Origin of the sequence: Salinivibrio sp. AR640 (assembly GCF_001995405.1) — a bacterium.
Taxonomy (GTDB): domain Bacteria; phylum Pseudomonadota; class Gammaproteobacteria; order Enterobacterales; family Vibrionaceae; genus Salinivibrio; species Salinivibrio costicola.
On record NZ_MUFD01000044.1, the window covers coordinates 1 to 10,377 of the forward strand.

General features: G+C 49.9%; 9 protein-coding genes. 5 read left to right on the top strand and 4 right to left on the bottom strand.

Going from position 1 to position 10,377, the window contains the following annotated elements; translation table 11 throughout:
• Positions 1–51: 51 nt before the first annotated feature.
• The 4 genes from BZG75_RS14815 to BZG75_RS15345 form a co-directional block, all read right to left on the bottom strand.
• Complete coding sequence (locus BZG75_RS14815) at positions 52–2,226, bottom strand: YjbH domain-containing protein (protein WP_077577392.1); 2,175 nt, start codon at positions 2,224–2,226, stop codon at positions 52–54.
• Positions 2,223–3,008: a capsule biosynthesis GfcC family protein gene (locus BZG75_RS14820; protein ID WP_077577393.1), complete on the bottom strand. Its 786-nt coding sequence runs from the start codon at positions 3,006–3,008 to the stop codon at positions 2,223–2,225. Before BZG75_RS14820 ends, BZG75_RS14815 begins: the two co-directional genes overlap by 4 nt.
• The gene (locus BZG75_RS14825) at positions 3,008–3,688 is read right to left on the bottom strand and encodes a YjbF family lipoprotein (protein WP_077577394.1); all 681 of its coding nucleotides are present in this window, start codon (positions 3,686–3,688) and stop codon (positions 3,008–3,010) included. Before BZG75_RS14825 ends, BZG75_RS14820 begins: the two co-directional genes overlap by 1 nt.
• A gap of 76 nt (positions 3,689–3,764) precedes the next feature.
• On the bottom strand, positions 3,765–4,130 hold the full coding sequence (locus BZG75_RS15345) for a hypothetical protein (protein WP_021024224.1): 366 nt from the start codon (positions 4,128–4,130) through the stop codon (positions 3,765–3,767).
• A 433-nt stretch (positions 4,131–4,563) separates the two neighbouring features.
• Here BZG75_RS15345 and BZG75_RS14835 point away from each other — a divergent pair, with 433 nt between their 5' ends.
• From BZG75_RS14835 to BZG75_RS14855, 5 genes are all read left to right on the top strand, one after another.
• Positions 4,564–5,715 carry a polysaccharide export protein gene (locus BZG75_RS14835; protein ID WP_033379334.1) on the top strand — a complete coding sequence of 384 codons (1,152 nt, stop codon included), beginning with the start codon at positions 4,564–4,566 and terminating at the stop codon, positions 5,713–5,715.
• Between the two features lie 12 nt (positions 5,716–5,727).
• The gene (locus BZG75_RS14840) at positions 5,728–6,162 is read left to right on the top strand and encodes an arsenate reductase/protein-tyrosine-phosphatase family protein (protein WP_077577395.1); all 435 of its coding nucleotides are present in this window, start codon (positions 5,728–5,730) and stop codon (positions 6,160–6,162) included.
• Positions 6,163–6,232: 70 nt separating this feature from the next.
• The gene (locus BZG75_RS14845) at positions 6,233–8,389 is read left to right on the top strand and encodes a polysaccharide biosynthesis tyrosine autokinase (protein ID WP_077577396.1); all 2,157 of its coding nucleotides are present in this window, start codon (positions 6,233–6,235) and stop codon (positions 8,387–8,389) included.
• A gap of 132 nt (positions 8,390–8,521) precedes the next feature.
• The gene (gene galU, locus BZG75_RS14850; protein ID WP_077577397.1) at positions 8,522–9,397 is read left to right on the top strand and encodes a UTP--glucose-1-phosphate uridylyltransferase GalU; all 876 of its coding nucleotides are present in this window, start codon (positions 8,522–8,524) and stop codon (positions 9,395–9,397) included.
• Between the two features lie 337 nt (positions 9,398–9,734).
• Positions 9,735–9,959 carry a hypothetical protein gene (locus BZG75_RS14855; RefSeq protein ID WP_077577398.1) on the top strand — a complete coding sequence of 75 codons (225 nt, stop codon included), beginning with the start codon at positions 9,735–9,737 and terminating at the stop codon, positions 9,957–9,959.
• The last annotated feature ends 418 nt before the right edge of the window (positions 9,960–10,377 follow it).

Consider the following 10,377-nt stretch of genomic DNA (forward strand, 5'->3'; position numbering starts at 1 on the left):
GCCCGCTAGACGCGGGCTTATTTATTGGACCAGGTTTTATTGGATAAGGCTTTATTGGATAGGACGCGACTGCCACGGTGAACGTGGATCAGTCAGTTCATAAAGTGGGTATTTACGCCCTAATTGTTGTCCGCCATCGCGTTGCAGTGGCATCCACGAAATATTCGCGCGTTGGGTGCTTGGTTTAACCGAGAGTAAATCAAACGGAATCGAGATATAAAACCCTTTGGTAAAACTCCCCTCACCAAACTCTTCCGCCGACAGATCGGTTTTGGTGGCAAATACACCGGCGATAATACCGCTGTCAAATTGCTTAGAGGCATCAAGAGTGACACCTACATCATCGGTTAAATAACGTCCTGCGCTGATCTTTGCCAAGGTGCCGTCAAACAGCCCAAGTGGCTCTTGCCAATATAGGGTAGCGTGGCCAGTGGCTGTGCCGGTTTGTACTCGATAGCTTTGTTGATCTGCCTGACTATATTGCAGCTCTTGCTCAAATAAGCCAAACACACTGCCTGGCCGACGCTGTTTGACATAGTTGATATCGACACCAAGCGCGAAGGGACTATCGAACGGGCGATAGAGTACTTCGCCACCCACGCCGGCAAACATGTCTTCTAAATAGCCGCCGTACGCTTGGGTATACCAATGATCACTGAAACGATCCAGGTAGGTGAGCTGAAGATTGGTGACGCGAAACGTCTCGTCTAAATATTGGCGTGTGAGTGTACGGACACGTTTTAAATCGGTGCCATCGGGTGGAACGGTGTAGTTAAACTTGTCGTAGTTATCGGTGATATTGGCATAAATGGCGCCCGAGGCGAGCCAGTGGTCGTTCATGCGCCACTCCGTCTGGCCAGTGAGGCCTAATGCGTAGAGATAAAAGTCTTCCGACCCCCCAATGGATTGACGCAGCTTGGGTGCGAACCCGGCATTGAAGGTATCTAACTGATCACTGACTTGTGGCCCACTAGCAGGCGTGTGGCCTGCCGACACGGTGCCAGATGCATCGTCAATGCTTGCCCCTAAATAATCATGACGGGCGACTTGCGCATAACGCTCGGCGTCGATCACGGTCTCTGTGAGGGCTTGACGTTGATTGGTTTCAATCACGTGATACCGTTTGGCATCAATACCGGTGTTGGCTATTAACCGGGCCGCTCTATCGTGCGCGGTAGTACGATCCCGGTATTTTGTTTGTTCACCGGTCACGGTAACTTGCTCACCGTTATAATACACGCGGTTATCTTGATAGCCTGCGTTCGCAGCAAGCTGTTTACTCAGTTGTTGCCATTGGCTATCACTGAGAGTGTGGGTTGTATCTGCCGGTTGGTAAACGGCAATGGGATCATCTAACCAAAAAGGGTCGGCGTGATTAAAATTGTTGGCCAGTGTGATCCCGGCAGTAAAGGTGTTGCCACGCTCGTAACTTAAACGTACATCCGCCCACTGTGTGAGTTGATAAACCACACCAAGGTTCCAAGGGCTGTCGCTCGCTAACGGCGTGCCGGCCCGGCTGGTTGGAAAGTCGGAGCGATAGTCGTTGCCATCATACTCGAGTTTGAGTGATAGCGGAGCCCAGGGAGTCTGATAGGCCACGCCGCCAAATAGCGACACGCAGCCAGAGAACATACGTTCAAGGTCAACGTTACCTCCGTTTCCTTTATAGCCGGTGTTGCGATCGCAGTCGCTCCCTTGGCTTTTATCACCGCGCAGATTGGCACGGTTACCTAAATAGCCCCAACCGACCCCTAAGGTAAAATCAAACGGCCCGGCGCGTTTAGAGCCGGCAATGTATTCGCCATCAAACAATCCGGTGCCACCGATATCGCGCACACCAACCGACAACGCCGGTAACCAATAGCTTTCTTCAAGCAGTTTTAGCTTGGCATCGATGCTTTTATCGGTGTAGCTGTTGTCGTCACTAAAATCTGGGTTTTGGCTATACAAAACATCATAGACTTGGGTATAGCGTACCGTGGTTTCTAGCCATGGGAACAGCTGCAAGGAGGCATGATAGTGAATGTAATCGTCATTGTGCGTCACACCAACACTGAATTCCCCCTCGGGGGCATGACGGGCGGAGGGCATTTGCATTAAGCCGATGCCACCAAAGTCCATTTGTGAGGTGTGTAAAGCCGGATAAGAGAAATCATCTGCCTGTGACGGCGAAGCGCTGACCGTAGATATCACAATGGCAGAACAGGTTAATACAGCACGTTTCATTCCGGAAGCCTGTTGCTAAGGTAGTCGAGAACAAGTTGATTGGCGTTGCCGGTATCAGGGTATGAGGCTAACGCTTTGGCGGGAAGCGGCAGATAAACCACGGCGCCCGGGGCAATATTTTGATGTGAGCGGTTCCAATACGCGATCGCGTGTTTTTCAATCGCGCCATCGGGTTGAACGACCCACGCGTAAGAGTGCCCGCGTGTTGAGGCCGTGGCCTCGTCTAAGTAATCACTCGCGCTTTGACGCGTTGACCACGCATAGCGTCCGGGAGCGTCGATATCACCCAGCACCCAAACATGGGTTGGGCGAGTGGGGAGCACCAGTTGCCACTGGCCGTCAATGCGCGGATTTTTGCTTTTATCCACACGTAACAAATCAGGGTCTAGCCGGACTTTGGCACGCCGTGCCACGGTAAACTGCTGAAGCTGATGGGTTAAGCGTTGCCAGCGACGTTTAATCGGGTTCGCGTGTATCGCCGCTTGGTTTTCCGTTGCTGCCAGCGCTCGGGGGGCCAATCGGCTCGGGAGCGTGATGTCATAAAGGCCCGCGCCGAGCCAGTATACGCGATCGATAGTCGCGTTGGTGGCCGTTAAAGCCTCTGATACCGCTTGGCTTAATCGCGGCGGTTGTGCGTAGTCTTGGGTATGCCCGTCGACGGTCACCTGATGTTTTAGCATGGCGGCATGTAACGGTGCCGCGCTGATCAAGGTGGCTATTAACAGCGCCCCGGTTGCCAGACGACGATACGAGAGAGAGGTGGTTAGCTGGATGGTTTTCATCACAAATCTCCCTGATACGGCTTAAGAAAGTCGATGGTGATGGGGGCCATGTCAGGTGCCGGTGTTTGTTCGGTTTTAAGCAATCGCCCGGAATCAAGATCAAACCAATAGCGGTTGGTCCATTGGCGTTCAATGGTGCTAACGGTGACGGTTTCGGTAAACAGTGCCGCGTTGTGTGTCTGCTCGTTGATTGTGATTGTTTGTTGGCCTTGACGCTTAAACTGACTGTTTGCTTGATAACCGATGTGATAACCGGGCATAAAATCGAGTTGGAACTGCCACTGCTGAGGCGTGGTGGCGTTCATTAACCCTAATGCCAGCGGGTCGGGGGTATCACTGTGAATAGCAACCAGATTGGTGCCAGGCAATGTCAATGTTTTGGTAATGCGCCCAGCGGTGGTGGCGATGAGTTCTTGATCGGCAGAGAGCCATTTTAACGTGGGGGCCGTGGTTGCATTTGGCTCGGCAAACGCCAACACTAAAAACCCTCTCGGGCCTTCTCCTAAGCGCGCATAAATACTGGCATAGGGTAGCGCGTTGATGTCTGAGCGGCTGTAGGTTGCGTCAGGAAAGCCTTGATAAAGCATGCTGTAGGTGTCAGCAAGGTTGCTGGCTTTTTGGCTACACCCGAGTAGGAACGTAGGCAGTATCAGAGAAAGGGCGAGTCGAGAAAATGTCATGATGCTCGGTACGTCGTGGAATTAAAGACAAAAAAACAACCGCCACCCAGGGCGGTTGTTTTAGGGTTAGCCAGCATTAACCGCCAGTTGTGGTTACTGAGCCTGTTGTGCCTGTTGTACCATCGTCACTGGCTGCGGCCACGGCAGTACCAACTGTTACGGCAGCGGCGGTACCTGCGGCGATTGCACCAACACCCAAACCACCGAAGGCGGCTGAACCAGCACCGGCTGCACCAGCGGCACCCGCTGCGCCGCCTGCGGCTGCAGTGCTTGCGCCCGCACTGGCTGCACCTGTGCTCGCGGTACCCGCGCTTGCAGACGCGGCTGTGCCTGAGGTAGCGCCACCGGTACTGCTTCCTGCTGCGGTGCCAGCAGACTCGCCTGCTGCCATTGCGCCGGCAGCGAACAGCATAGCGATAAGGCCTGTTGCTACTTTTTTCATTACACTCTCCATGGATAGTTTTATTTAAAACTGTCTATATAAACAATGTCAGCTTAATGCTCACTTAATGCTCACTTAATGTTCACTAAGTCGGGTCTATTTAAGCAGACACGCTTTTAACCTACCGATTTCATCGCGGTTTGTAAATGTATCACACTTGTTGGGCGCTATTGTGCCAGAAAGATCTGAGTGTTACAGCTTTTTGTTAGTAAATTTATGCGTTTTATATCGATTGGGTAGGGGGTTTATTTCACGTCTTGATGTCTGTATTATCCGCAGGCTATTACTGTACTGGCTTTGAGTGCGTCCAATTTTTTGTCGGCGATTTAGCGTGATAAAAAGTCACAAAGGTTGGGTGTGTTTGTCGATCGTCAGTCACGCATCGATTGCTTTACCGTTCAGCGGAATTTACAACAAAAACCAGGATGATGTTGTGTTAAAACCTTTTTGTTTTGTCGCTATGAGCACGCTTGCTCTGGCCGGGTGTACAATGCCGGGATCTCACTTTGATCCAAGCGATAAAAATATCGTGGGCCAGCCTGCAGGTGATCTCTCGCAGCAGGTCAATATTCACCCGCTCACACCCTCTTATATTAAACAGTTAAACCGTCAGCGTGGGCGAACCTTGGCGCAGGTGAATCCTGAACTCGATCAGAAAATACAAAACTACGAGTACCGCATCGGCCCGGGGGATGTGCTTAACGTCACTATCTGGGATCACCCTGAACTGACCATTCCGGCGGGATCGTACCGCAGCTCTGCTGAAGCCGGCAACTGGGTGCACAATGACGGCACCATTTTTTATCCTTACATTGGCCAAGTGCATGTTGCGGGTAAAACGGTACAAGAAGTGCGTGATGATATTGCTAAGCGCCTCGCCACGTATATTGAAAAGCCCCAAGTTGATGTCAATGTTGCCGCCTTTCGCTCGCAAAAATCGTATATTACGGGTGAAGTGAAAAAGCCGGGTTATCAACCGATCACCAATATTCCCACCACTATTTTAGATGCGGTGAATCACGCCGGCGGGATCACTGAGTTTGCCGATTGGCGCAATGTGACCTTAACCAAACGCGGCGAAGAACAAAGCATGTCGTTGTACGCGCTGATGCAAAAAGGCGATTTAACCCAAAATCGTTTGTTGCAGGATGGCGATATTCTTCATGTGCCCCGCAATGATGGCCAAAAAGTGTTTGTGTTGGGGGAAGTGAATGATCCCAAAATGCTGAAAATCGATCGCGTGGGCATGAGTTTAACCGAAGCGTTGAGCTCGGTCGGGGGCATTGATGAGCTAGAAGCTGACGCAACCGGGGTGTTTGTGATTCGCAGCACCGCTAAACAGGTGCCGGACAGCCCACGTTATGAAAAATCCGAACCTGTCGCGGATGTTTATCAGTTAAATGTGCAAGACGCTACCGCACTTGCTGTGGGGACGGAGTTTGATCTGCAACCGTACGATGTGGTGTATGTGACGGCCGCGCCGATTGCTCGTTGGAACCGTGTTGTGCGTTCATTGTTGCCAACCATTTCTGGCTTTAATGAGTTAACTGAAGGTGCCCTTCGAATTGAGACGTGGCCACGATAATGGGTAACGCCTATGTTTGATAATATTTTGGTTGTTTGTGTTGGCAATATCTGTCGCTCCCCAACCGGTGAGCGGCTGCTGCGCGCGGCATTACCGGATAAAAATATTGCGTCAGCCGGTATCGATGCCTTGGTGGGGAAACCAGCGAACGAGCGTGCGTTGCGTGTGGCCGCGGATCATGGTGTTGATTTATCGGGCCATGAGGCGCGCCAGCTGACTGCATCGATGTGCCGTGATCATGATTTGATCTTGGTAATGGAAGCGGGGCACAAAGATGAAGTATGCCGTATTGCGCCCGAAGCTCGCGGGAAAACCATGCTATTTGGCCATTATTTGTCGGCACATAAAGAGATTCCCGACCCTTATCGTCAAAGCGATGAGGCGTTTGAACATGCGTATGATTTAATCGCACAAGCCGCAGAAAAATGGTGCAGTGTATTGCGATAAACGGGCCCGTGGTATCTAGCCATGGTCATCATTGGACAGTGAGAGCCTGATTGGACCCAAGAGTAGAATAATGACCCAACAAACACATAGTACGTCATCGGTGAGTAACGATGACGAGATTGATCTGAGTAAACTGCTTGGCCATTTAGTTGATGGTAAGTGGTGGATTATTGGTTTTACAGCGTTATTTGCTGCCATGGGTGTTGCCTTTGCGTTATTAGCAACACCGATTTATAAAGCGGATGCACTTATCCAGGTTGAGCAAAAAGAGGGCGGAATGTCCTCGTTACTTGGCGAGGGGGCGAGTGATCTGTTTGCCAGTGACAGCTCGGCTAGCACTGAAATAGAGCTGATCCGCTCGCGGATGGTGCTAGGCAAAACCGTGGATAAATATAACTTAACCACAGTGGCTGAGCCGAATTATTTTCCTATGGTTGGGAAAGGATTGGCGCGTTTAACCGGTAACCAAAACAGCATTGCGATTAGCCGTTTTGAGATCCCAGAAGGCTATGATAGCCAGCCGTTTCGTTTGAACGTGGATGCCGATGGACAGTATTCGCTATTTAACAGTGACGATGTGCGTGTGCTTCAAGGCCAAGTAGGCAAAGCGGCTATGGATGATGGTTTTCATCTTTTTGTTGCTGACCTCAAGGCTGACAAAGGGGATACGTTTACGTTGTCAAAAATCAGCCGCTTACGTGCGATTAGAGCGATGCAAGATAGACTCTCGGTCAGTGAGCGCGGCAAGCAAACCGGTATTCTGTCGCTTTCTTACCAAGGTGAGGACAAAGCCCGTATCGAGAAGGTGCTGAGCGACATTGCCCAAAACTACTTCATGCAGAATGTGAAACGTGATGCCGCTGAAGCAGAAAAGAGCTTGGCGTTTTTACAAGGGCACTTGCCGGGCGTGAAAGCAGAGTTGACCACGGCGGAGAATAAGCTGAATAAATTTCGCCAAGAAAACGATTCGGTTGATTTATCGATGGAAGCGAAAGCCTCGCTCGATACTATGCTCTCGGTTGAAAAACAGCTTAACGAGCTGACGTTTAAAGAAAGTGAATTGGCGCAGAAGTTTACTAAAGAGCACCCGGCCTATCTTTCGTTGCTAGATAAACGAAAAACCTTGCTCGGTGAGAAAAAGCGTGTTGAAGCACAAACGCAAAAACTGCCCAAAACACAGCGCGAAGTATTGCGCTTAAGACGCGATGTTGAGGTGAATCAGGCGATTTATGTGCAGCTTTTGAACAAGGTCCAAGAGCTGAATATTATGAAAGCCAGTACCGTGGGTAACGTGCGTATCATCGATGATGCGCAAACCTATGAGTTGCCTGTTAAGCCGAAAAAGCCGTTGATCGCAGTGATCGCAACGCTACTTGGCGGCATGATCGGGGTCGGTATTGTGCTATTGAAGGCGGCATTTAACCGTGGCGTTGAAAACCCAGATGATATTGAGGCGATCGGTTTACCTGTATATGCCAGTGTGCCGCTTTCATCGATGCAGCAAGATATTGAGAAAAAACGCCAGAAGAAAGAAATCCGAACGGCAAGCGAGAGTTTATTGGCGTCGGTTAATCCAGCGGATCTGTCAATTGAAGCGCTTCGTGGACTGCGTACTAGTTTGCACTTTGCGATGATGGAGTCCGCCAACAATGTATTGATGTTCTCAGGACCCAGCCCTGGCATTGGTAAGTCGTTTGTGTCTGCGAATATGGCTGGCGTATTGGCAAAAAGTGGCCAGCGAGTGCTAGTCATCGATTCAGATATGCGAAAGGGCTTTTTGCACCACCAATTTAGTTTGAAAGCGGATCAGGGCCTCTCTGATTGCTTGGCAGGGAAATCTGAGCGTGAGGCGGTGATTCATCATCAGGTGTTGGAGAATTTAGATGTATTAACGCGTGGCCAGGTGCCGCCGAATCCCTCTGAATTATTAATGCATCCGCGGTTTAAAGCGTTACTGGAGTGGGCAAGCGAACAATACGACATTGTTATTATTGATACGCCACCTATTTTAGCCGTGACCGATGCCGCCATTGTGGGGGCACACGCGGGCACAACCTTGCTAGTAGGCCGCTTTGGTGAAAACCCTGTGAAAGAAATCGAGGTCACTAAACAACGGTTTGAACAAGCCGGCGTTAATGTAAAAGGCTTTGTCCTCAATGGCGTGGTGCGTAAAGCCTCAAGCACGTATGGCGGTAACTATGGTTACTATAATTACAGCTATCAATAGTGGCGTTGCGGGATAACTCGAAGCGCTAAGTAAAGGCATAAAGGGCAATGTGAGAACACGTTGCCCTTTTTTACACATTGTCAGCTATTCATCTTTATATAAAAAAACAACGTTAGAATGCTAGGAGAGATCATGATTAAGCACTGCTTATTCCCTGCCGCCGGCTATGGCACCCGTTTTTTACCCGCGACGAAATCCATGCCAAAAGAAATGATGCCCATTGTTAATAAACCATTGATTGAGTACGGCGTGGATGAAGCGATTCAAGCTGGTGTGAAACATATGGGTATTGTGACGGGTCGGGGTAAGCATGCCTTGATGGATCATTTTGATAAAAACTATGAGCTTGAGCATCAAATTAGCGGGACAAAAAAAGAAGCCTTGCTGACTGAAGTGCGATCTTTGATCAATGCGGCGTCATTTACTTATATTCGCCAGAATGAAATGAAAGGGTTGGGGCACGCCATTTTAACCGGTAAGCAACTCATTGGTGATAACCCTTTTGCCGTCGTGCTTGCTGATGACCTCTGCTTGAATTTGAGCGGCGACACTGTGTTAAAACAAATGGTTGATCTCTATAACCACTATCGCTGTTCCATTGTCGCTGTACAACGTGTACCGGAAGAAGAAACCCATAAATATGGTGTGATCAGTGGTTGTCAATTGGAGTCTGGATTATTCCGTGTGGACAATATGGTTGAAAAACCCGCCCCGGAAGATGCACCAAGCAATATGGCGATCATTGGCCGTTATATTCTCACGCCCGATATTTTTGATATTTTGGAGAATACGCAGCCAGGCAAAGGTGGTGAGATCCAAATCACGGATGCGTTGCTTGAACAAGCCCAACGTGGCTGCGTATTAGCCTATGAATTTGAAGGTGAGCGATTCGACTGTGGTTCGGTTGAAGGCTACATTGAAGCCACAAATTATGCGTATCAGCATGTTTACCTTGGCAATCCAACTAAAAGTGCCGAGCAAAAGCAAGAGACGCCTGTCCCCGCATAACGTCGACCTCTGCCTATCAACTTCCGTGGCGCCACAATGGCGCCCTTTTTTTATCTTTTTTACCAGGACAGGCACTTTTCTTTATGAGGACAGGCACTTTAGCTCTGTGATCGCATTGGCGTCCATCACACAAATCCCTGTATTATGTCAACAACAATGCATTATGCCGCCTGGGTGTCTGTCACGAGCGGGGGTAATATTTGGCTTTAATGTCGGATGGCGTTAGTTGCACTACGCGCGGTATACATTGTAATAATTATTGGCATTGTGCTGGGGCTTATGCCGACCTAGGCTTGATTTTAACGAAGCGGTTCCCGGTATTTTAAGGAGACAACCCATGGCTAATCATGACACAGAAAAGACGATACCTGAGCGTGAGCAACGGCGCTTTGCCGTATCTGCCAATCGGGACAAAGGCAGTCATCGGATTCGTTATGTGGAGGCAGGCGGTGCCTCGGTGGATAATGAAGAGTGCACATTTTGCCAGGCGGTACCGGGTTTGAGTGATCAGCCGGAGAATGACGAAAAGGCGGAAGAAAACTCTAAAGGGCCGAGCTCCTAGCATAGTGGGCCTTAGGGGCTCTATCCGTATTTCTCTATCGGGACAGGCACTTTAGGCTTGATGAACCCATTGGCGTAGGTGACACAAGCCCCAGCATAATGTCAACAATAATGCACCATGCCAATGGGCGCCTGTCACGATCAGTGCCAATTTTAATCGTCAATGTCGGAGGCGCGCCAGTTATATCGAGGAACGAGGCTTACATCGTGCTGGCGCTTTTCCGACCTTGTATCTCTCCTGGAGTTGAGGTTAGCTACCTCTGTTCCGGTGAGTTTGGTGATGCTGATTCCGACCTTAGCACCTGATGCTGTTATGTAGATCAGCGCCCAGACTCTTTTGTTCTTATACATTGAATGGTATCCAAGCACCTGTTTTCAGTGATGCTGCATGTACAAGGGTAGTGAGAGATGCATTATAT